Annotated in this window: 22 protein-coding genes and 1 pseudogene; 10 read left to right on the top strand and 13 right to left on the bottom strand. The window is 68.0% G+C overall.

Annotated elements, in window-relative coordinates; genetic code table 11:
* Positions 1-78: 78 nt before the first annotated feature.
* Together ACZ6KY_RS04580 and ACZ6KY_RS04575 are read right to left on the bottom strand one after the other, a co-directional pair.
* Entirely contained in the window at positions 79-285 is a 207-nt protein-coding gene (locus ACZ6KY_RS04580) for a hypothetical protein (RefSeq protein WP_469308829.1), read from the bottom strand.
* A gap of 130 nt (positions 286-415) precedes the next feature.
* Positions 416-3,121, bottom strand: coding sequence for a hypothetical protein (locus ACZ6KY_RS04575; protein WP_469308828.1), 2,706 nt, complete (start codon positions 3,119-3,121; stop codon positions 416-418).
* 326 nt (positions 3,122-3,447) lie between these two features.
* On the opposite strand from ACZ6KY_RS04575, the gene ACZ6KY_RS04570 reads away from it, so the two are divergent.
* Entirely contained in the window at positions 3,448-3,993 is a 546-nt protein-coding gene (locus ACZ6KY_RS04570; protein ID WP_469308827.1) for a uridine kinase family protein, read from the top strand.
* Between the two features lie 52 nt (positions 3,994-4,045).
* On the opposite strand, the gene ACZ6KY_RS04565 is transcribed toward ACZ6KY_RS04570, so the two are convergent.
* The gene (locus tag ACZ6KY_RS04565; RefSeq protein WP_469308977.1) at positions 4,046-4,525 is read right to left on the bottom strand and encodes a GNAT family N-acetyltransferase; all 480 of its coding nucleotides are present in this window, start codon (positions 4,523-4,525) and stop codon (positions 4,046-4,048) included.
* Positions 4,526-4,600: 75 nt separating this feature from the next.
* On the opposite strand from ACZ6KY_RS04565, the gene ACZ6KY_RS04560 reads away from it, so the two are divergent.
* Positions 4,601-5,098: a DUF6584 family protein gene (locus ACZ6KY_RS04560; RefSeq protein WP_469308826.1), complete on the top strand. Its 498-nt coding sequence runs from the start codon at positions 4,601-4,603 to the stop codon at positions 5,096-5,098.
* Between the two features lie 226 nt (positions 5,099-5,324).
* On the opposite strand, the gene ACZ6KY_RS04555 is transcribed toward ACZ6KY_RS04560, so the two are convergent.
* Positions 5,325-7,724: a beta-L-arabinofuranosidase domain-containing protein gene (locus ACZ6KY_RS04555; protein ID WP_469308825.1), complete on the bottom strand. Its 2,400-nt coding sequence runs from the start codon at positions 7,722-7,724 to the stop codon at positions 5,325-5,327.
* 228 nt (positions 7,725-7,952) lie between these two features.
* Positions 7,953-8,084, bottom strand: a pseudogene (locus ACZ6KY_RS04550) (transcriptional regulator); the annotation flags it as partial.
* Between the two features lie 221 nt (positions 8,085-8,305).
* Here ACZ6KY_RS04550 and ACZ6KY_RS04545 point away from each other — a divergent pair.
* Positions 8,306-8,629 carry a carboxymuconolactone decarboxylase family protein gene (locus ACZ6KY_RS04545; protein WP_469308824.1) on the top strand — a complete coding sequence of 108 codons (324 nt, stop codon included), beginning with the start codon at positions 8,306-8,308 and terminating at the stop codon, positions 8,627-8,629.
* A 589-nt stretch (positions 8,630-9,218) separates the two neighbouring features.
* Positions 9,219-9,791 carry a DUF6197 family protein gene (locus ACZ6KY_RS04540; protein WP_469308823.1) on the top strand — a complete coding sequence of 191 codons (573 nt, stop codon included), beginning with the start codon at positions 9,219-9,221 and terminating at the stop codon, positions 9,789-9,791.
* 133 nt (positions 9,792-9,924) lie between these two features.
* Here ACZ6KY_RS04540 and ACZ6KY_RS04535 read toward each other — a convergent pair whose 3' ends face one another.
* From ACZ6KY_RS04535 to ACZ6KY_RS04525, 3 genes are all read right to left on the bottom strand, one after another.
* Complete coding sequence (locus tag ACZ6KY_RS04535; protein ID WP_469308822.1) at positions 9,925-10,716, bottom strand: inositol monophosphatase family protein; 792 nt, start codon at positions 10,714-10,716, stop codon at positions 9,925-9,927.
* Between the two features lie 254 nt (positions 10,717-10,970).
* Positions 10,971-11,222, bottom strand: coding sequence for a hypothetical protein (locus ACZ6KY_RS04530; protein WP_469308821.1), 252 nt, complete (start codon positions 11,220-11,222; stop codon positions 10,971-10,973).
* Between the two features lie 15 nt (positions 11,223-11,237).
* Positions 11,238-11,786 carry a DUF1062 domain-containing protein gene (locus ACZ6KY_RS04525; protein WP_469308820.1) on the bottom strand — a complete coding sequence of 183 codons (549 nt, stop codon included), beginning with the start codon at positions 11,784-11,786 and terminating at the stop codon, positions 11,238-11,240.
* 330 nt (positions 11,787-12,116) lie between these two features.
* Between ACZ6KY_RS04525 and ACZ6KY_RS04520 the strand changes: the two genes are divergently transcribed.
* On the top strand, positions 12,117-12,734 hold the full coding sequence (locus tag ACZ6KY_RS04520; RefSeq protein ID WP_469308819.1) for a TOPRIM nucleotidyl transferase/hydrolase domain-containing protein: 618 nt from the start codon (positions 12,117-12,119) through the stop codon (positions 12,732-12,734).
* Positions 12,735-12,815: 81 nt separating this feature from the next.
* On the opposite strand, the gene ACZ6KY_RS04515 is transcribed toward ACZ6KY_RS04520, so the two are convergent.
* Positions 12,816-13,076 (bottom strand): hypothetical protein, encoded by a 261-nt coding sequence (locus ACZ6KY_RS04515; protein ID WP_469308818.1) that lies wholly within the window; start codon positions 13,074-13,076, stop codon positions 12,816-12,818.
* A gap of 35 nt (positions 13,077-13,111) precedes the next feature.
* Complete coding sequence (locus ACZ6KY_RS04510; protein ID WP_469308817.1) at positions 13,112-14,401, bottom strand: RNA-guided endonuclease InsQ/TnpB family protein; 1,290 nt, start codon at positions 14,399-14,401, stop codon at positions 13,112-13,114.
* A 28-nt stretch (positions 14,402-14,429) separates the two neighbouring features.
* Here ACZ6KY_RS04510 and ACZ6KY_RS04505 point away from each other — a divergent pair, with 28 nt between their 5' ends.
* The gene (locus tag ACZ6KY_RS04505; RefSeq protein WP_467762319.1) at positions 14,430-14,582 is read left to right on the top strand and encodes a YlcI/YnfO family protein; all 153 of its coding nucleotides are present in this window, start codon (positions 14,430-14,432) and stop codon (positions 14,580-14,582) included.
* A gap of 35 nt (positions 14,583-14,617) precedes the next feature.
* On the opposite strand, the gene ACZ6KY_RS04500 is transcribed toward ACZ6KY_RS04505, so the two are convergent.
* Positions 14,618-15,172 (bottom strand): SMI1/KNR4 family protein, encoded by a 555-nt coding sequence (locus ACZ6KY_RS04500; protein ID WP_469308816.1) that lies wholly within the window; start codon positions 15,170-15,172, stop codon positions 14,618-14,620.
* 208 nt (positions 15,173-15,380) lie between these two features.
* Between ACZ6KY_RS04500 and ACZ6KY_RS04495 the strand changes: the two genes are divergently transcribed.
* The 3 genes from ACZ6KY_RS04495 to ACZ6KY_RS04485 all read left to right on the top strand — a co-directional run bounded on the left by ACZ6KY_RS04495 (position 15,381) and on the right by ACZ6KY_RS04485 (position 18,058).
* Positions 15,381-16,343: an NAD(P)H-dependent flavin oxidoreductase gene (locus ACZ6KY_RS04495; RefSeq protein WP_469308815.1), complete on the top strand. Its 963-nt coding sequence runs from the start codon at positions 15,381-15,383 to the stop codon at positions 16,341-16,343.
* Between the two features lie 423 nt (positions 16,344-16,766).
* Complete coding sequence (locus ACZ6KY_RS04490) at positions 16,767-17,372, top strand: hypothetical protein (RefSeq protein ID WP_469308814.1); 606 nt, start codon at positions 16,767-16,769, stop codon at positions 17,370-17,372.
* Positions 17,373-17,521: 149 nt separating this feature from the next.
* A complete protein-coding gene (locus tag ACZ6KY_RS04485; protein ID WP_469308813.1) occupies positions 17,522-18,058 on the top strand; it encodes a 2'-5' RNA ligase family protein in 537 nt (178 codons plus the stop codon).
* Between the two features lie 39 nt (positions 18,059-18,097).
* Here ACZ6KY_RS04485 and ACZ6KY_RS04480 read toward each other — a convergent pair whose 3' ends face one another.
* Complete coding sequence (locus ACZ6KY_RS04480; protein WP_469308812.1) at positions 18,098-18,460, bottom strand: hypothetical protein; 363 nt, start codon at positions 18,458-18,460, stop codon at positions 18,098-18,100.
* Positions 18,461-18,638: 178 nt separating this feature from the next.
* Between ACZ6KY_RS04480 and ACZ6KY_RS04475 the strand changes: the two genes are divergently transcribed.
* Complete coding sequence (locus tag ACZ6KY_RS04475) at positions 18,639-19,040, top strand: DUF6896 domain-containing protein (RefSeq protein WP_469308811.1); 402 nt, start codon at positions 18,639-18,641, stop codon at positions 19,038-19,040.
* Positions 19,041-19,045: 5 nt separating this feature from the next.
* Here ACZ6KY_RS04475 and ACZ6KY_RS04470 read toward each other — a convergent pair.
* Positions 19,046-19,854 (bottom strand): IS5 family transposase gene (locus tag ACZ6KY_RS04470; RefSeq protein WP_469308810.1). Its coding sequence is split into 2 segments (ribosomal slippage): positions 19,046-19,515 and positions 19,515-19,854, totalling 810 coding nucleotides; the frame shifts between segments, so codons are not numbered across the junction.
* Positions 19,855-19,868 lie beyond the last annotated feature (14 nt).

The following is a 19,868-nucleotide window of genomic DNA, read 5'->3' as shown; positions in this document are numbered from 1 at the left end:
AACCAGATTGGCTGAGACAACACCCGGCGCCACGCACCCCGGACCAGATCAACTGGGAATTCCTGGCGGCCAGGCGTCTCAGCCCTCGGCGCCGCCGGAGCTCCAGTGCACGGTGAGTCCGGCGATCACGGCTTCCAGGTCAGTGGTGAGTCCGTCAGCGAAGCCGGTCAGCCCTGGCAGCCGTTTGGAGCCAGTTGAAGCCGCCTGGGAGCGGCCGCTGAACGCCGCCTCACTGGTCAGCGGCAGTCTTCGCGGAGATGACCACCTGCCGGACAGCCACCTCATGAAAAGGGAGACCAACCACCGGTCATGAGGAGGAAGTCCGAGTCACTGACGGCCATTGCGCGGCCGTCGAATTGCCACGGCAACCGGCACATACTCCGTCGGGCTGCTCACCATGCAGCCGCATCCGCCGTCAACGGACGAACTGATAGCCGATCCAGACTTGGACCTCTGTCAGTCCGCTCAGGTCCAGGCCCGAGTCGAACTGCCCCTGCGGGATCGTCACCTGCCAGTCCCCGCCCACGCCTCGGCCCCAGAACGCCAGGGATCGCGGGGCTGTCAGGGGCGGGTCCTCACCGAGCCCCTCGTCGGGCGCGAGCGGGGTCGTCTTGGCCGGCCGGGTACTGACGCGCGGCTTCAGCAGTTGGACCGCGATGCTGTTGTCGGAGCGTCGCTGCTCATATGTCCCACCATGCCGCACCTCGCACGAGATCTCGCCGGCCGGGTGCGACGCTCCGACGAGCGCCAGCCGCACGCTCTTGGTCTTCGCGTCGAAGTGACCGTCCGGCACTTCGGACGCGTCGATCCGAAACGTGAACTGATGCCGTGTCCTGATGTCGCCCAGTTGCGGATCGGCGGCCGTGAACGATCGCCTGAGCGTGTCCTGATCGTGCGGTTGGTCGAAATAGGAGATGTAGTCCGACTGGATATGGAGCGGTTCGAGCATGCCTCCCCACGACGAGATGAGCCGCGTCGCGAGTTCGCCTTCGTCCATGTCCTCCTCGTAATAGGCGAGCGCGACATCAGGGCTGATCAAGCCGGCATCGAGGACGAGGTGTTGCTGCTCGCTCTGGAGTGTGTAGATCTCGACCGATCGCTGCGCGCGAAAGGCGAGGCCCAGCAAGGCCTCGGCCTTCGACTGGGCGGTGGCGATCGCCAGCAGTCCCGCGCTCTTGATGGACGCGGCGCCCATGGCCAGTTCGTTCTGCAGCGTTTCCGCTTGCCGCACCACGTCGTCCGCGCGGGACAGCCGGGCCTGCCCCGCGTCGACACGCTGCTGGGCGAGCGTCGCGCGGTTCCGGGCGATCAGCAGTTGGTGCGTGAGCTCCGTGCCGCGCTTGACCAGAGCCATGGGCGCAGAATTGTCGGAGGTCGTCGCCTGGCCGAGCTTCTGCACCACGTTCACGAAGTTGACGATCGACTTGGCGCCCCCGATGACCGTCGACGCATCCTGGCCGACGTTCTCGTAGGCGTCTTCCACTGCCATGGTGTCGGCCTTGTCACCGGAGAACACAGCCTTGGCGATCGGCGCCGCATTCTCGGTCACCGAGTCCGCCAGCGCCACCATGGCGGGCACCAGCGCCACAAGGCTGGCGCCGCCCGTAGCCACCGCCGACGCCACGCTCAGGACAATGCCGCCGACCTCGGCGACCGTGCCGATGATGTCGCCGAAGGTGACACTCGGCGAGTTCCCCTGCTGTCGCATCTCGACCAAGGCCGTCTGTATATCGCTCGTCGCCTGGTCCAGTTGCTGTTGCGCGTATTCGACCTCGTCGCCCGCCAGCTTCTGCTCCGACTTGGCGATGTCGAGGTCATCGCTGCTGTTGTCACGCGCCGCAACCGACTCCCGACGCTCCAAATCCACGATTTCGGCCAGATCACTGATCGTCTTCTGGACGAGGATCGTATTGATGCCCATGCTCAGAAAGGTCAGTACCGGATCCTCGAATCCCGTGAACGCGTTGATGTACTCATCGAAGCTGGGCAGCACATCGAGGTCGGGCGGAAGCCCGAGGGCGTTGGTTCCCCCGCCCGCCCACACAGCGTCATCGCCCGTTGGGAAGCCCACGAGTTGCTGCTGGAGGCGCAGGGCATCCACGTTGTCAGGCTGGAGTTCGAGCGCCCGCTCGAACTCGACGGCAGCAGCACGGCCACAGTCGACGCGCCCCGGGACGCTCGGGTTGTACCTGTGGTAGAAGTACTCGCCGGTGACAATCCGGAACGGAGCCCAGTAGTTCGCGTAGGACGGCCCGGTGCTGTCGAGCAGTGGCCGCAGCCCGGCCGGATAGTCGGACTCGGCGACGTTGCTGAAGACAACCTGCCCATCGACGCCCGAGGCGCCGTCCGTTCCGAACGATCCCTCGACCGCTGTTCCCTCGCTGAGATAGCCGTCGGGGCCCGCCGCTCCACCCTGGCCGCCCGGACCGCCCCAGCCGCCACCGGCCTCGAGGATCGGCGCGGTGTCGTCGACGATGCTCGTGAAGGTGATCGTGCCGCCATTGCCGCCGACGCCACCTCGGCCACCCCAGCCGCCATCGCCGCCCGGAGTTCCGGAAACGGTCTGGCCGGGCACCAGTTCATAGTGTCCGACCGGCGGCTCACTCCCCGCATCGTCTTCGACGAAGACCTGTCGATCCGGCGTGACGTGCCCGTTCACCCCTTGCGTGCCATTGCCGCCCGGACCGCCGCCGGTTCCACTGCCGCCCGCGACGCTCACGTGCGCGTTGATCGACCGGCGGCACATCACGGTGACCGATCCGCCGGGCTTGCCGTGGACCCCTGGTCCCCCACCCTGCCCGCTGCCACCCGGCCCGACCGGATGATCCTCACCCGAACCGTCGGTGACGGAGTCCGGCCACGGATACACGCCATTCGCTCCGGAGGCGCCGCCACCAACGCCGTCGGCGCCCCGCGCGTCGATCATCCCATTCGTGCCGTCATAGGTATCGGCGACGATGATCAACGGCCTTTCGGTGATCCGCAGATTGACCCCGGAAGCATGTTCGACCCTCCGCCCCAGCAGGAAAACGGGGCCGTCGCCAGGTCGGTTGCAGAAGTCCCGCAACCGCGCATCGATCGTCACAAGGTCGCGTATATAAGGGTAATCGTGGGCGAGCATACGAACACCTCAATCGTGACAACGCCCAGCGGAACTGCTCAACCCTGCTCCGGGGAAACATCCCGGAGTCCCTTGGTCATTCTACTTTGCGGGTTCCCGCGGTGCTCGTCGATGTTCGTCGGTGCGCGCGCGTGCGGTGATCGCGTACCCGTACCGCTCCATGACCCGCCAAAGACCTGGCCAACACGTACGCACCTCGGGCAGGCAGGCCTCGGTCAACACGTACCGTGGCGTCTCCCAGAAGTTGAGCCGGAACCCGCGAAACGGAGTCGCTTGCCGACGACTTCGCGAGTCATCACCTTGAGTGTGGGGAGGACGGGCACCACATGCTGGTGACACTGACCGGAGGAGCCGGGGCGGGCAAGACGACACTGGCGGCCGCGCTGGCGGCCACCGCGCCCGGGGCGCCCGTGCGAGTGCTCCACGGCGACGACTACTACTTCCAGACCCCTGAGCACGGAGTGTGGGTACGTGATGAGGCCGGGGTCGATCGACTGGATGTCGGCGACCCCCGGTCGTTGGACCTCGCGCGCCTTGCCCACGACACCGAAACCGCGCTGGCCACCTCGCGGGTCACCGTCGTGGACGGCCTGTTCGCCCGGCACGTCGCCCCGCACGCCGCGTGCTCGCGCATCGACGTCTTCGTCGACCTCCCGGCCGACCTCCGCCTGGCCCGCAAGATCCGGCGAAAGTGCCTGAGGGACGGCTTCCCCCTCGACGTCCTGCTGCGGAACTACCTGAACCACCGACGTGCTGCCCACGACCAGCACGTCGAACCCCTGCGAGACGTCTGCGACCTCGTCGTCGACGGAAGCCTCGCCGCCGCCGACCTCGCTCAGCAGGTCTGGACAGCCATCGCACTCAAAGACTGACCACGAGAAGAGGCCAACACGCGCCTCTGGCGCCCGACTTGGGGGTCGGCTATCAGTGACGGCTGGTCGGTCTGGGCGACGAAAGACTGAGCGGCAGGTCTCGGCGGAACACGGCCATACTCCGGCCGGGGCCGTTGTAGTCGTCGACGACCTTCGCGTCGAAGCCCAGGCTGCGGTGGAAAGCGATGGAGCCGGTGTTCTGGACGGACGTGATCGCCTTCAACTGCCGTGCGCCGTCACGCATCGCCGCTTCGGCGAACGCCGCATAGAGCCTGCGCCCGAGGCCGGTTCCGCGGGCGTCGTCCCGCGTCGCGATCAGATGCACGTAGCCGGTGCCGTCCGGCGTGACAAACCCGAAGACGTACCCACGGATTCCGTCCTCGGCGCGGGCAACCAAGCACGTAGAACTGAACTCCTGCACCAACGCCAGAAGGTGCAACGAGCGCAGGTCGCGTCCGCCCCAGTAACGGGGGTGATCCGCCAGGACCTCATGGAAGTCGGCCGCCTCGGCCGTGGTTATGTCTATCGCCATGGCAACGATCGTGGCAGACACCCGACATCCCAGTCAGAGTTCACGGCGGTCCCCGCGATACCCGATCATGTACCTATGCCGCTGACAGACACCCTTGCCCGAGTCGACGCAGACCTGGCCGCCGGCCGCGTCCCCGTCGCGCGCCAGCGTCTGCGCGGGCTGGTGTCGTCCTTTCCGAACGACCTGATGCTTCGCCGCCGCCTGGCCGAGACGTACCGGCTGTACGGTGAACCTGCTGAAGCTGGCCACTGGATGTACCTCGAACAGGACCGGGACGCGTCTGAGACCTCGGCCTTCGAGGCCAGATACGGCACCGCTCCGCAGCGCATGCGGGCACTTGCCTGGCGCGGGCCTGAGTCTCTTGCCCAATCGGCCTTTGCCAGACAACAACTGGCAGCGGTACGGGCAGCCTGCTCGGAGGACATGGGACATCCCGTCGGCTGGGACACGGTGCCATCCAGCCGGGAGAAGGAGAGCAAGGGCAGCGCCTTCGCCGGTGTGCTGACAGGGGCCGGATGCCTGGTGGCGGTGCTCGCGATCTGGGTGAACGGGCTGGTCGCCCTCCTTGGTTGACTCGAGCAGCACCGACTGAGGGCGCGCGCCCCAGGAGTACGTGCGTATTGGGGCGCCTCGCGCGACCAGTGGGACTACCAGCGACCGCGAGCGACAGACGCCATCTCATAACGCCTCGCATGACGGCGAGGCGCGAAGGAGCGGTGGACCGGATCGGCGGCCGGTCGGAGGCGACCGGCCGCCGATCTGTCGCCGCGCCCGGCTCGGGTCAGCTCAGCTCATCTGATCACAGGAACCGCCACAGATGGTCGGCCGTGCCGTTGTCGTCGAACTGGACCACCTGCGCGCTGTTTTCGGTGGACATACGGTCCACGCCGAGGACCTTTCCGCTGTTCTTGTTGCGTATCCGGTACCAGCCGTCGCCGTTGCCGACCAGCGTCCACAAGTGATCGTCTGTTCCGTTGTCCTCGAATTGCACAACAATCGCGCTGTTGTCCAGCGACATGTGGTCGACACCGAGCACCTTGCCACTATTGCCGTTGCGGATCAGATACCAGCCGTCACCCTTGTCGACGAGCTGCCAGGCGTGGTCGCCCGTCCCCGTGTTGTCGAACTGCACGACGCGTGCGCTGTTCTCGGTGGACATCCCGTCGACGGCGAGGACCTTGCCGCTGTTCTTGTTGGCGAGTCTGCGGAAGGCGGGTTCGGGCGTCCAGGGCCGCCCATCGGGTGCCGCCGTGGGGAAGGACGCGATACGAAGCCGCGCGGCGCCCATGGGGATGAGGGTGACCGTCTCCGCCGGAGCAGCGCTGCGTGCGGGGCTGTCCTGGAGGGGTGCGACGACATGTTCGTCGTCCGCGACCCACTCCTGGATCTTCCGGGCTTGCGCCGAGATGTACAGGGGCGTGGTGCCGGGAGTGAAAGGCTGGTCCGGCACGACAGCACTGGTCCGCGCGGGAGTGAGCGGGGTCTCAGGGAGGAGACCGTAGTTCCATGCGGTGGTCGCGTGGACCTCGTATGCGGGGAACGCGTCGTCTCCCGCGTAGCGGTCGTAGCGTTCGCCGATCTTCAACGAGTAGGTGAGCGGGCCTCGTTCGACGCTGACCGCACCGTGCTGGCCGGGCCAGGGACGCAGTCGGGCCTGCTGCGGCAACTGAAGACGAACGACGTCGCCGTCGAGCCAGGTCCGCTCCACCCGCGCCCAGGACGGCCCGTCCGAGGCCACTACTGAAGTGCCGTTGACTTGCACCTGGGGACCCTTGCACCAGCCGGGAACCCGCAACTGCAGTGGGAAGCGCACCGGCTGGGGCGTGGAGATGGTGAGGGTGACCGTGTCCTCGAAGGGATAGCCCGTCTCTTCGGTGACGGTGACCGTCGTTCCGCCTGCGACCGTGGCTCGGACCCGGCTCGGAGCGTAAAGTGCGGCGACCAGACCGCCGTCGGCACTGGCGAGCCAGAGTTCCTCGGTGAAGTACGGCCAGCCCATACCGTAGTTGTGGGGGCAGCACCGGTACTGGTCGACTCCGGCCTGGAATCCCTGCATGGCGAAGCCGTTCTGGAACTGCCCTTGTGTCTTGGGGTGGTTGTCGAGGTCGACGCTGTTGGCGCTGGTGATGTAGTGAACCGATTTGCCGTCCGGATCGAGGGAGGCCGGGAGCATGTTGAAGGCCAGGTCCTCGCAGCGGTCCGCCCACACCGGGTCCCCGGTGATCCTCGTCAACAACTCGTGGCTGGCCATGAATTCGACAATGCCGCAGGTCTCGAAGCCCTGTCGGGGGTCCGTGAAACCGGGCCGATAGTTCTCGTCGCCGGCCAACCCGCCCCCGGGGAACCGCCCGTAGGTGTCCATCACGGTGTCGTACGCACGATAGGTGGCCTGGGTGAGATCGGCGGAGCCGGTCAACTGGGCATATTGAGCGGGCTCCCGGAAGCCCTGGGCGATGTTCACGTTGTGCCGGCTCGGGGTGGCGCCAGTCCAGTCGACGCCGTAGGTGTGCATCTTGGCGGCCAGATCGAGCAGGAACGCCTCGCCGGTTCGCCGGTAGAGCCACACGACGACGTCGAGACCGTCGCCCCAACGGTACGACACCCAGCTGGTGTTGAAGGCGCCCGGCCCCTGGGCGTTCATATAGCGCAGGAAACGGACCAGGAACGGCACCACCCGCTGATCTTGGGTGTACTCCTCGTGTGTTCGCAGCGCCTGCAGGAGCGGCAGGAAGGGCCAGAAGTCCGGACCGCCGTTGAGTGCGGTGCGTAAGGCACTCGGCCCGAAGAAGCCGTCGCTCTGCTGGGTTGCGAGGACCCCGTCCACCCACTCGCGCGACCGTGACAGCGCGTGCGGGTCCCCGGTGGCGATCGCCAGCGGTATGTAACCGCGCAGCCAGTACGGCACCTCCTCCCAGGCGTTGTGCTCGGGATGGACCCAGCCGGTGGTGGAGAAGTCGAGGAAGTGCGAGAGGTTCTCGTACGTGCCGCACAATCCGTTGAGCTGCAACCGGAGTTGGCCGGCGAGCCAGCCTCGGGCGACCACGCTCCCTGGCGGCAACTTCTGGAATCTGTCGGGCAGCTGCGTTTCAGCTCGCGGGTGCGGCGCCGCGGCCGCGACTCCCGCGAACGTGATTCCGAGAGCCGCGGCTCCCAAGGCGCCGGAACCTATGCCGAGGACTTTCCGCCTGCTCATTGACATGCAGGTGACCTGCCTTCCAAGAGGGGTCGACTTGCAGCGCGACAACGTTGTCTCTCTTCATTGGACAACGTCAGATCATCCAGATGCGGATCCACAGCGTCTATGCGGAAGGTGGGAAACGCTGCGGTCTTCTACAACGTTGGAAATAGTGCCGCGGACATGACAGCACGGCCAGGTCCGCCTGTCCAGAGTTCACGCACACCACGGGAACGCACCTGCACAATCCGGGGCGGCTTCCTCGCGGCGCAGGCCCGGCGCGCGCCGATTGCCGCCGCGAGCGGGTAGTGGTCCTGCTTTCTGCGGGGTGATCTTGGCGCGGCGGGAGGCCGGGGATTCGCGGATATCGCTTTCGGTACTCACCAATCCAGGCCGGGTCGGCCGGCGCACGTGCGTGGGGTCCTGTGAGTACCTGTAGCGGCAGCCCCTTCTCCACCTCGTTGAGCTGCCGCTCCGTCGGCAGCGGCAGCAGCGGGAGTAGCCGACCCGTCTCAGGACGCCAGAGCCGGCTGCTGCCGGGCAGCCCGCAATCCAACAGAGTGGTTCATGCCGATTCATCCTTTTTCGTGTCAAGGAGCTATGCCATGGCAAAGCAGTCCGCCCCTCAGGCGCTGGCCCAGATCGCGCCGAAGCTCGTCGAGATCACCGACAACGTCCTGTTCGGAGACGTCTGGGAGCGCCCCGAGCTCTCCCCGCGCGATCGCAGCCTGGTGACCGTGAGTGTGCTGGCCGCGCTGTACCGCACTGAGCAGCTCGGCTATCACCTGGGCGTGGCCCTGGACAACGGCCTGAGCGTCGAGGAGCTGTCCGAGGCGATCACCCACCTCGCCTTCTACGCCGGATGGCCGAGCGCGATGACCGCCGTCAACCAGCTCAAGGAGATCGCCGACGACCGCAACGCCGTCTGACCCCGCCCCTACCTCCTCGCCCAGTCGTCCGCACGGAGCTCTCCCCTTCATGAGCAAGGTCGTTCTCATCACCGATGCCGGGCGCGGTCTCGGCACCGACATCGCTCGCCGGGCTCTCGCCGTGGGCCATCGGGTCGTAGTCACCGGCCGGCGCCCTGATCACGTCCTCGAGGCTCATGTCCGCTCCGGGGCTGTGATCCTTCGCGAAAATCATCCGGCCGATGCGAGCTGTGGCGGGGTAGGCACTGTTGAGTGCCATTGCCTGAGGGGTATGGGCCCGCATAAGGCCGGATCCACTGACCTGTGGGAGACCAAGGGCAACGCCCCCTCCAGGTTCACCTCGTATCCGTCAAGGTCCTTACCCGTGACCGCCACACGCCCGAGATCCGGCGTGCTCCACAGCTTGTCCGGCGTACTGGATGCGGACCGCTTGCTGTCCGCATCCGACGTGGCACTCCTTCCGTGCCCCTGTCCCGGTGAGCGAGCGGCCGCAGGTGGTCAAGGAGCCGGTCCAGTCCCGCACCATGTCGTACCAGTACCGCCCATTCGGCGGCGCTGAGCGCACCCGTGCGCGAGGAATCCATCCATCATGCAGCCCTCCACGCACACCGCCGCCCGACAAGCCCCCGCCGAGTCCCCTGACGGCGTCCCACCCCTCGGCGCGAGGCCAGAACGGCGTCCCGCCGACGACCTGGAGGCCCGCATGGCCGCCGTCAAGAAGGACATGGACGCCCGGCTCGCGCTGGCGGCCGTCGCCTACGAGGTCAACACCGCGCACATCGAGACCGCCCCCGTCGACTGGTCCCACATCGCAGCCCCACTGGCTCCCAGCGCACCGCTCCCAGCCCCCTGCCCGTACGCCACACCGGTTGCGGCGCTACTGCACCGCGCCTCCCTGCGGCTACAGGAAGAGGGCTGGTGTGCGGGAGCGCTGATCGATGAGGACGGGAGCCTGTGTTCGCAGGGCGCGATCCGCATGGAGTCCGGCGGCGACCGCCGCATGGAGGCGCAGGCCTTGGAGGTGCTCCTGGAAGCGATCCGCAGACGGTTCGGCCCTCACGTGGAATCGGTGCCCTCCTTCAATGACGCCTGGGCCAACGGCCGTGAACCGACACGCATGATGGAGCAGGCCGGCATCCTCGCGGGCACCCGCGGCATCTGAATCCCCATGCTGGGACGGAACCTATGCGGGTCGACCTCACCAACGCCTCTCGGCAGGAGAGGACGGCTCACGGAGGGTGCCGCTTGGAGGCCGAGCCGACGCGGCACATGACCCCTCAGACGTAGTTCCCGTTTCAGCTTCGGATCATTGACAGCAGCAGCCGGTGGGTTTCGTCGTCGGCGGCCACGACGAGTCCGCGGCCTGCCTCCCCGGTCGGGGCACCGTCGATCCCGGTGACCACGCAGCCCGCGGCCTTGCACAAGGCGATGCCGGCGGCGAAGTGCACGCTCCCGGACAGGTCGCCGCCGTCCGTCACGTACGCGGCGCGCTTACCTGAGGCGACCCAGGCCAACGCCAATGTCGTGGACACGACCCGGGGCCGAAAACGTGCCACGAAAGCGGGGTGGGCCAGCAGGTCCACAGCCCTGAAGTCGGGCGCGCTGATGAACGGCGGGTCCAGATTGACGTCGACGAGTCGGGTGGCGGATGTGGGCACCAGTGGGGCATCGGCACCGTCCTGCCGCACCCAGGCCTTCTCCCCGTCGGTGAAGAAGACCTCGCCGCTGAACGGATCGGCCACCGCCGCGGCACCGCCGCGAAGCGCCACGTTGACCGCGACCAGCATGGTGCCGACCGCGTAGTTCAGCGTGCCGCACAGAGGATCCACCAACCATTGGCGTGCGGCGTCCGCGGCGCCCTGCGGCCCACTTTCTTCACCCAGTACGGCGTCATCGGGCCGGGCGGCACGAAGGACGCTGAGGATCTTCTGCTCGGCCGCCACATCGGCGGCGGTGGCGAAGTCCCCGCCACCCTTGTCGATGCGCGTGAGCTGTCGGCCGTACATGGCGCGCACGACGTCCGCACCGGCACCTGCCGCGGCTGTCGCGACCTTCGCATCATCAAGGCTCGCATATGAGTTGATCACCTCACGCAGGATAGTGGCGGTGGCAGTGACGATGGCGGTACCGGTGGGGATGGCGGTGGCGTGCCGCAGGAGGACGCCCGGCGACCCGGGCCCGCTCCCAGGGCGCGGCCACAGCCAAAGTCGCGCTCGGCTCCGGAAGCCCCAACCATGCCCAACTCGCCCGTGGCGGGCTGCTGATCACCGGAGCGACGGTCTCCTCCGACGGGCGCCTCGGCTCCGGCAAGGGAGTGCGGGCGACTCCGCTCACCGGTCAGTCACAGGCATCGGGCCCACTCGCCGCACTGTTCGCCCGCCCGCTCACCGAGGCGGTCGCCGAACGGCTCGCCGTGGCACGGGGGGCCGACCCGGAGCAGGTCAAGCAGGCGGCACGCGAGCTGGTCGGCTGCGACGTGGTCCTCGTCGGAGCGGCCGGTGAGCATCTGATCGCCCGCGACCGCCGCCTGGCGTCGACGGTGGAAACCCGCCCGGCCAGGGCCTGCCCGGCTGATCGTGCCGGACAGGCCCATGGTCCCGAGCAGGGCTCAGCGCTTGAGCGTGAACGCGAAGCCGTCGGAGAGCTTGCCGGTCAGCCGGACTGCCGAGACGAGCTTGCCCGCCGTGATCAGTCTCTCGACCTCGGCCCGCGAAAGACCGCAGCCTTCAGCGATCAGTCGCACCGGCCGGACAGGGATCCGCGCCGCGAAGCGGACCGAGATGTCGATCGCCTCGCGGTCCAGGTGATCCGATCCGCCGGTGTCGAGGCGCCAGGCGTCGCCCCAGTCGAGGGCGACGCGGTTACGGCGCCGCACGACCGGATCCTGGAGCAACTCAGCTGTCAGACCAGGGTCGTTGTCATGCAGCCGGTCCAGCAGCTCAGGTCGTACGGAGCGCACGTTCATCCGCTCCAGGACCGTGAGTTTTGCGGTTTCCCCGCAAGCGGTACAGAGCGCGAGGAGCCACGCGTCGATGAGCTTGTGGTTCGCGTTGACGCGGAATTTGCCGCTTGCCCGGAAGCGCTCGGACGCGCACGCGTGGCAGCGGCGGAGAACGATCGGCAGGCAGGTGGGCATGACCACCCAGTTTTCGAGCACAGAAGTACACCGGTTTCAGTGAGAAGTCCGCAGCAAAAAGGAGCGCGGCGCACATGCGCGACGCGCGACGATTCAGCGCTCGGGAGGTCTCACAGGGTGTACAACGGCACGTCCTTGACCAGACGACTTGGGTCGGCAGCACGGTAATGGCGCACAGCGGCGCGGTTCCACTGGTTTTCGAGCACCTGACCGCCCGGTTCTGTCCGGCGGGATCCGCGCTCTCCGGCGGCCTACTCGTTCAGTCGGGGTCGGATCCGACTCTTCACCACCGATCGGCGCTCCGGCGGAAATTGGCTACCTTGCCGGTCGCGGAGGGCTCAGACTCTGCGGGTGACTGACATGGGGATGTTCCGGGAGGCGGTTACCGCGTGGGCGGCCGGTGGGCCCGGCGACCCCGCGCGCGAGTTGGCCGCGCGGCTGTCCGTCCGGACTGCCGTTCTGCTCGAAGGGCCGAGCGATGTCGCGGCGGTCAGCGCACTGGCCGAGAGCCGGGGCCGGAACCTGGAGGCCGAAGGAGTCTGTGTCCTGGCGATGGGAGGTGCGATGAGCGTCGCGCGCTTCGCCCGTCTCCTCGGGCCGCCGGGCCTGGGCCTCCGTCTCACGGGACTGTGTGACGAGGCGGAACAGGGCTACTACGCCCGCGGCTTGGAGCGGGCCGGTGCGTCAGAGGAGGGGTTCTTCGTCTGCGTAGCGGATCTGGAGGACGAGCTCATCCGCGCGCTGGGTGTGACACGGGTGGAGGAACTCGTACGGGAGGAAGGCGACCTGCGAGCCCTGCGGACCTTCCTGCGTCAGCCGGCACAGCACGGGCGCGCCCCACAGCAGCAGTTGCGGCGCTTCCTCGGCACGAAGAAGGGCCGCAAAATCCACTACGGCCGCGTCCTTGTCGACGCCCTCGCCCGCGACCGTGTGCCCGCCCCGCTCGACGGCTTGCTCACGAGCCTCTGACCACCCCCGAACAACCCGACGGCGCGGGCCGTTCAGCGCCCAACGCCACGAACAGCCTTTCCAGCCACCCGAGTTGGCCTGTCACTGGCTGAGGAGTTGAGCGTTGGGTACGAAGCGATTCCTGTCGTCCGGCGCGACGAAGTCATCCAGGCCGGTGAAGTAGAACGACGTCGTCGTGCCCGCCACCACCTCGAGGAGGAACTGGCTGCATGACATCGGACAGGTCTCCCACAGGGGGCCGCGTCCCTCATTGAGGATGACGGTCCATTCCTCGGCCTCGACGCCGGGACGGACCAGCCAGTAGAGGTAGTGCCCCGCACCTTCCGCGTACCCCCAGGGCACCAGCCTGGTGTTGCCCTCTTGACATCCTCCCCCTCTTAAAAGAGGGGGATTCCAACCCGGCCGGGTTGAGGTTCACGGACGCTCGACCGCTGTTTGGGCGGTGTCGTCCCTCCGGCACCGGCTGATCGCCGGGGGCGGGGAATCCCGCCCTGTCCTGCCGCGACGTTGATGGCTGCGTTGGTGTCCGCGTTGCAGGTGAAGCCGCAGAAGGAACAGACGAACTCGGCTTGGCTCTTGCGCGAGTTCTTGTCGATCCAACCGCAGACACTGCAACGCAGGGAGGTGTAGGGGGCGGGGACGTCCTCGACCCGGCCCGGGGCCTTATGCTCGGTGCGCTGGCGCAGCAGGCCCCAGCCCTGCGCCAGGATCGCCCGGTTCAGGCCGGCTTTCTGCCTGACCTGCCTGCCGGGCCGCTCGGTGGTTCCGCTGGCCGAGCGGGTCATGTTCTTGATGTTCAGCTTCTCGAACCGCACCAGGCCATAGGTACGGGCCAGCATCGTGCTGGTCTTCTCGCACCAGTCCTTGCGCCGGTCGGCTTCACGCGCTCTGAGCCTGGCCACCTTGGCATACGCGACGGTCTTTTGCTCGCTTCCCTTGGGAGCGCGTGCGGCACGCCGCTGGTGTTTACGGACCTGCGCGCGTTCCTTCACGGTGAGCTGCGGACAGTTCAGCTTCCGCCCGTCCGACAGTGCCGCCGTGATGTTCACGCCCCGGTCGACACCGATGACCTCGCCCGTACCGGGCGCGGCGACCGGTGCGGGGATGACCGCGAACGCGATGTGCCAGCGGCCGTTGCACAAGGTGACGCGGAACGTCTTCGCGGCGGGCAGTACGGTCCGGGTGAGGCGGAAGCGGACCCAGCCACAGCCGGGCACCTTGACCCGCGCCCACCGCCGGTTCAGCCGGTGCACCACCACCGAGCGGCCCATGACCTGCCTGCCGGTCCTCGCGTTCAGCTTCGGCGAGCCGTCCTCGGTCAACTCCGGGACGCGGTCGGTGCCGATGACCCGAAAGCCCTCGTGCCGGTACTTCCTGCGCCAGGTCGGCTCACCGAACCCGGACGTGAAGCGGGCGTTCCTGGCCTGCGCGAAGTCCTTCAGCGCCTGTTGCTGCACGTCCGCGTTCCCACTGCCGAGCCACTCATTGGCACGCCGGGCCACAGTGAGCTGCCGGCACTGCTCAGCGAAACCCGGCGCTGACCTGCGGCCCGGATACCAGTGCGCATGCTGCTCGACCGCCAGGTTCCACACGTACCGGGCATGCGCGCAGTGCAGCAACATCTGCTGCTCCTGCTGCGACGTCGGGTACATCCGGAAACGTGACATGGGACCATTCTAGCTTCATTATGGTCCCATGAAGCATGTGAACCTGAGACTCCCCGACGATCTGCATGAGCAGGCCAAGACCGCCGCCGAGGCCGACGACCGCTCCTTGAACTCATGGCTTGTATCGCTCGTACGCCGCGCCGTCGCGGATGGTGAACGCCGTTCCGCCCAGGGGGCGTAACGGCTGCCTCTGCCCCGCTACGCGGGAGCGGGCATTCACCCCGGCCCAAAGGACCGGGCACCCTGCCCGGAACTCCGGTGGAGTTCCGACGGCATGTCCTCGCCTGAATCCCAGAGTTCGGCGAGGATCTCCGCGCGTTCCGAGGTCTGGGCGAGCAGGTCGTACGACGGATCCGGGCAGCCCGGTTCCAGCAGCCAGAGCATGCCCGCGAAGACCCCTCCCCCGTACGTCTCGACGAGCCGCTTGTAGTCGGCCGGCAGCTCCACGCCCAACTCGTCTTCCGCTGCCGCCCACTTCACGGTCCGGCCATCGGCGGGTGGCGGACAGAGTCGCGAGAGCGGTTCGGTGTGACGCAGGCTCCGAGCGATCCGTATGTCGTCCGGCAGGGCGCTGAAGCGTGCTGGGGTTCTGGAGGAGTCCAGCACCACCGCAGGCATGCGGTCGCCGACCACGGGCCGAGGCGCGTCCGACCGCCATGAGGGGTGCTTGGCCTGGTCGATGAAACCATCGTGAGCGTCCGCTTGGACGGCCGCCCCCGCCGGAGCAACGGCCGTGACGACTACCTCGTACTCCTGGTGATCGGCAAGCATGACGTCCACCCTGCACCATGTCGGCGGACAGCGACCCACCAGGCTGGCTCAGAGCTGTCCGGATGCCCGGCGGGAGAGCGACCTCGGCGCACTCCGGGGGCCCGCGAAAGGCGGAGCGAGCGCCGGGATCTCAAGCCCCGGGTCCGACGCCCTGCGTTCCGGGGCGGAGGGATGGGCAGCGCCGTCCGCTTGGGCGACGATTGCTGTCATGACGTTGTCGACGGCGTTCACGAGGTTGTTCGGTGTCCGGCATCCGATCGCCTTGGCTCCGATGGGCGGTTCGGCCGGCGGTGAGCTGGCGGCGGCCGTCTCGGCCGGTGGCGGGCTCGGCTTCCTGGGCGCCGGAGGCGGCGCCCCGGACTGGCTGGCGCGCGAGCTGCCGATCGTCGCGGGTGGCGGAAAGCCGTGGGGAGTCGGGTTCCAGACCTGGGCGGCCGGCATGGACGTGGTCGAGCAGACACTGGAGCACGGCCCCGGAGCGGTGATGCTCTCCTTCGGAGATCCGAGCCCGTTCGTCGAACGGATCCGTGCGGCGGGTGCGGCGGTGATCATCCAGGTCACCGATCTGGCGGAAGCCAGGCAGGCGGTGGGCCTGGGCGCCGACGTCATCGTGGCCCAAGGTACGGAGAGCGGGGGGCACGGCGCCCGGCACGGGCGATCCACGCTTCCCTTCGTACCGGTCGTGGTGGACCTGGCCGAAGGAGTGCCGGTGCTGGCGGCCGGTGGGATCGCGGACGGCCGGGGCCTGGCGGCCGTCCTGGCTCTGGGCGCCGCCGGGGCGCTCATCGGCACCCGCTTCCAGGCCACGGCCGAGGCCCTCATCGCCCCCTCGACCGCCAAGGCGCTCGTCGAGGGACGCGGGCAGGACACGGAGCGCAACCGCATCCTCGACATCGCCCGAAGCTCGCGATGGCCGTCGACGTACACAGCTCGCACGCTGGGCCACCCCTACCTCGCTCGGTGGAGGGGCCGGGAAGCGGAACTCGCAGCGGACCCCGCGGCAACCCGCCGGGCCTATGAGGCTGATGTGGCACGCGGTGATGTACCCGCGTTGCCGGTCTGGGCGGGCGAGGGCGTCGACCTCGTCACCGACCTGCCGCCCGCGGCCGAGCTCGTCGCCACCCTCGCCGCAGAGGCCGACCATGCCCTGGCCCGAGCGGGGCGTCACTGACCCGAGCGGAGTCACTGACCCGATCAGCCCGTCCAGGGCCGGAATGCCGACTGCCTCTGCCTCTGCCTCTGCCTCTGCCTCTGCCTCTGCCTCTGCCTCTGCCTCTGCCTCTGCCTCTGCCTGGAACGCCTTCCCCGCGGCCTAAGCCATACATGGCCATGCACAACTTCACGAAAGACGGGAAGTAGCTCTGACGGAATGTCACCATGGCCCGGAGAGCCGTTCCGACCCACCCCCGTGACACCCGTGACAACCCATCGGCATTCTGGACAGCCCCTCTCGACCACTCCGACCGACCTCACGGGCCGTGGACACCCGTGCGTCGAAACCCGCCTCGAGTCCCACGTACGCAAGCGACCGGCCGCACCTCACGTGGCTGGAGCCGGCCCGGTTCTATGGCTTTCCCGGAACAGGAGCACGCCCATGCGCCTTTACGCACAGACCCCAGCGCGTCGGAGCCGTCAGGTGCTTGCCGACCTGATCGCCGTGGCCCTGATCGCGGTCGCGGTCTGGTTCGCCCTGGCCGTCCGCCACGCGATCCTGCTGCTGGCGGAGCCGGGGCGGAAGGCCCAGAGCGCGGGCGACAGCCTCGCCGGTGGCCTCGGTGACGCCGGCGACGCGGCTTCGAAGGTGCCGTTCGTAGGAGGCTCCCTGAAGAAGCCGCTCCTGTCCGCCGCCGACGCCGCCACCGGTCTCTCCGACGCCGGACAGTCACTGGAGGACTTGGTTGGCCGCGTGGCCACGCTGGCCGCGGTCGCCTTGATCGTCCTCTCAGTGGCCTTCGTACTCGTGTTGTGGCTTCCGCCTCGCCTCCACTGGATCCGGCGCAGTGCCACCACCCGACGTCTCCTCGACGCCCCCGGAGGCGCGGATCTGCTCGCCCTGCGTGCCCTGACCGGACGGCAGCGCGATCTCGCCGCGGTCCCCGCCCCGCCTGGTGGTCTCGCCGATGCCTGGCGACGCGGAGACCAGCAGGTCATCGCCGACCTGTCCGAGGTGACGCTCAGGCAGGCGGGCCTGCGGCCGTGACAGGCGAAGTGCGCACCTGCCCCATGAGAGGGCAATTGATCCAGGCGATCGGACCGAATCCTCAACACCCGTCCCCGACAATCGGTCGCGGCCTTCTGCACCCGCTGACAGAGCTGATAGAGCCCCGATAGAGCTGATAGACATGTGCGATGGCAGGTGACGACTCCAGCGAAACTCAGGCAGGGCAGTCAGGACTCGTGGTGAGGGTCCCTGAACTGGAACCTGTTGTACGGGCGTGGCGGGACCGGCTGGACCCGTCCGTCCGTGCGGGTGTCCCGGCGCATGTCACCGTGCTCTTCCCCTTTCTCGACGAGAGCCGCATCGACAGCGACACCCTGGCCGCCATCGATGGTGTGATCGGACGTCATCACCCCTTCGAGGCCCGGTTCGAGCGCTTCGGTCGATTCCCCGGGATTCTGTATCTCGCACCTGAACCGGACGCGTCTTTTCGCCGGCTCACCGAGGCCATCGTGGAACGGTGGCCTGAAACCCCGCCGTTCGGCGGGCAGTTCGACGAGATCATCCCGCATCTGACCATCGTTCAGAGGCAAGAGGACGCCGTCCTGGAGGACATCGAGGCCGACCTTCGCGACCGGCTTCCCGTCGCTACCCGCGTATCTTCGGTCGATCTCATGGTCTTCGACGGATCGCAGTGGCAGCAGCGGGCGTCCTTCCCGCTCCGCTGACACCGCGACGAGAGCGAGAGCGCGCTCGACCGTCGGCTCTCAGCGACCGGCCTGCGACTCGAAGCAACCCGCCTCCGGGTAGGGGCCGTTGGCCGACACCTGATAGTCGGTCTTCTTCACGAACGCGGTGACGCAGGCGTCATCATGGACGCGCAGGCCCACCCGTGCGCCCTCGGGAGTAACCTCGCGGCCGTTCTCGAAACGGGAGTCCATCGGCTTGACCCGCATTGTCCCGCCGATCAGGTTCCACTTCGCGTCGAAACGCTCCTCCTGGTAACCGAGCTTGAGCATCGCGGCGCGGACCGTCTTCGGGTCCCACGTCTTCTGCTGCCACAACCGCTTGAGTACCGGTTCGATGCGGGCGGCCTCGCGCTGCTCGTCCTTGGCGCTCGCCGCGGACAACGACCCAGGAGGGAACCGGAACCACGTCGGGGACCGGAACCACTCCGAGCTCCCTCGTAGGGTCTCGCTACGGGGGCCGGCGCCGGCTAACTGATCGTTTCAGAATGCCGTTCCGCGGAGACGCTGGCGGGCCCATGGAACAATTCCTTCAGTCACGGGCTCAGGGGGATGACGCCGTATGGAACGGGTTGGGGCTGCGCGAGACCTCGTGCTCGGTTACGTCCGCGCTCTGAGCGCGATTGATGCGGCCATGCGGGTGGCGATCCCCTCGCTTGAGCGACTGGCGGACATCGTCCGCCTGGCCCGTTCGCGTCGGATCAGCCGGAGTGATCGCATCGGCACGTACTCCTACAAGGTCCATGGGGCAGGGTGCCTCTTCGTGAGCGACAACGGCACTCAGGTCGATGTGGACTTCGCAGCTGACGGGAGCGAAGTCTTCGACCTCTGGCGGCTGCGCTGGTACGGGCTGAGCTTGCCGGAGCCTCTTGACGTCACGGATCAGGACATGCGGTCCGCAGTGCAGTCACTGCAACCGCTTCTGACCGAGGTGCGGCCGGGGTGGTTCAACGTAGCCAACTGATCGCTTCAGGATGAGGTTCGTAGGCGGCGAAGGCATATGAGGCTGCAGGCCAGTTCGAGCAGGCCCTGGTGGAGATCGGCGCGTCGTTCGTAGCGGGTGCGGAGCCGTTTGAACTGGTGCAACCAGGCGAAGGCGCGCTCGACCACCCAGCGCACCTTGCCCAGTCCGGAGCCGTGGGCGACGCCGCGTCGGGCGATCAGGGGTTTGATGCCGCGCTTCCACAGCAGGCGGCGGTACTTGTCGAAGTCGTAGCCCCGGTCGGCGTACAGCCGCCGGGGTTTGCGGCGGGGACGTCCCCGAAGTCCCCGGATCGGTGGGACGGCGTCCAGCAGTGGCTGGAGCTGGGTGACGTCGTGCCGGTTGCCTCCGGTCAGTGTGACGGCGAGCGGGGTTCCGTGGCGGTCGACGATCAGGTGGTGCTTCGAGCCGGGGCGGGCGCGGTCGACGGGTGAGGGGCCGACGTGATCCCCCCTTTGAGGGCCCGGACGTGCGACCCGTCCACGGAGCAGTCGTCCAGGTCCAGCAGGCCGGCGCGGCGAAGCTCGGCCAGCAGGGCAGCATGCAGGCGCGGCCACACGCCGGCCTCGGTCCAGTCCCGCAGCCGGCGCCAGGCCGTCACCCCGGAGCAGCCCACCGTCTCCGCGGGGACATCACGCCATGCGACACCAGTCCTCAACACGTACATCACACCAGCGAGTGCCACCCGGTCGGGAACGCGCAGCCGCCCGGGGTGGCGATGGCGCCGTTCGGGAGCAGGCGGCAGCAGCGGGGCCACCCGCTCCCACAGGTCGTCAGGAACAAGATCAGCACGCACCCTGGACACCCTGC

The organism is Streptomyces sp. NPDC042002 (genome assembly GCF_055588305.1).
The sequence above is the reverse complement of the archived record's forward strand: the minus strand, read 5'-3'. Positions and strand labels throughout refer to the sequence as shown.

Excerpts from the sequence above, each read along its gene's own strand:
- ACZ6KY_RS04580 (WP_469308829.1), bottom strand. The coding sequence starts at position 285 with ATGAGGTGGCTGTCCGGCAGGTGGTCATCTCCGCGAAGACTGCCGCTG.
- ACZ6KY_RS04575 (WP_469308828.1), bottom strand. The coding sequence starts at position 3,121 with ATGCTCGCCCACGATTACCCTTATATACGCGACCTTGTGACGATCGAT.
- ACZ6KY_RS04570 (WP_469308827.1), top strand. The coding sequence starts at position 3,448 with ATGCTGGTGACACTGACCGGAGGAGCCGGGGCGGGCAAGACGACACTG.
- ACZ6KY_RS04565 (WP_469308977.1), bottom strand. The coding sequence starts at position 4,525 with ATGGCGATAGACATAACCACGGCCGAGGCGGCCGACTTCCATGAGGTC.
- ACZ6KY_RS04560 (WP_469308826.1), top strand. The coding sequence starts at position 4,601 with ATGCCGCTGACAGACACCCTTGCCCGAGTCGACGCAGACCTGGCCGCC.
- ACZ6KY_RS04555 (WP_469308825.1), bottom strand. The coding sequence starts at position 7,724 with ATGTCAATGAGCAGGCGGAAAGTCCTCGGCATAGGTTCCGGCGCCTTG.
- ACZ6KY_RS04545 (WP_469308824.1), top strand. The coding sequence starts at position 8,306 with ATGGCAAAGCAGTCCGCCCCTCAGGCGCTGGCCCAGATCGCGCCGAAG.
- ACZ6KY_RS04540 (WP_469308823.1), top strand. The coding sequence starts at position 9,219 with ATGCAGCCCTCCACGCACACCGCCGCCCGACAAGCCCCCGCCGAGTCC.
- ACZ6KY_RS04530 (WP_469308821.1), bottom strand. The coding sequence starts at position 11,222 with ATGGGCCTGTCCGGCACGATCAGCCGGGCAGGCCCTGGCCGGGCGGGT.
- ACZ6KY_RS04510 (WP_469308817.1), bottom strand. The coding sequence starts at position 14,401 with ATGTCACGTTTCCGGATGTACCCGACGTCGCAGCAGGAGCAGCAGATG.
- ACZ6KY_RS04505 (WP_467762319.1), top strand. The coding sequence starts at position 14,430 with ATGAAGCATGTGAACCTGAGACTCCCCGACGATCTGCATGAGCAGGCC.
- ACZ6KY_RS04500 (WP_469308816.1), bottom strand. The coding sequence starts at position 15,172 with ATGCTTGCCGATCACCAGGAGTACGAGGTAGTCGTCACGGCCGTTGCT.
- ACZ6KY_RS04495 (WP_469308815.1), top strand. The coding sequence starts at position 15,381 with ATGACGTTGTCGACGGCGTTCACGAGGTTGTTCGGTGTCCGGCATCCG.
- ACZ6KY_RS04490 (WP_469308814.1), top strand. The coding sequence starts at position 16,767 with ATGCGCCTTTACGCACAGACCCCAGCGCGTCGGAGCCGTCAGGTGCTT.
- ACZ6KY_RS04485 (WP_469308813.1), top strand. The coding sequence starts at position 17,522 with ATGGCAGGTGACGACTCCAGCGAAACTCAGGCAGGGCAGTCAGGACTC.
- ACZ6KY_RS04475 (WP_469308811.1), top strand. The coding sequence starts at position 18,639 with ATGGAACGGGTTGGGGCTGCGCGAGACCTCGTGCTCGGTTACGTCCGC.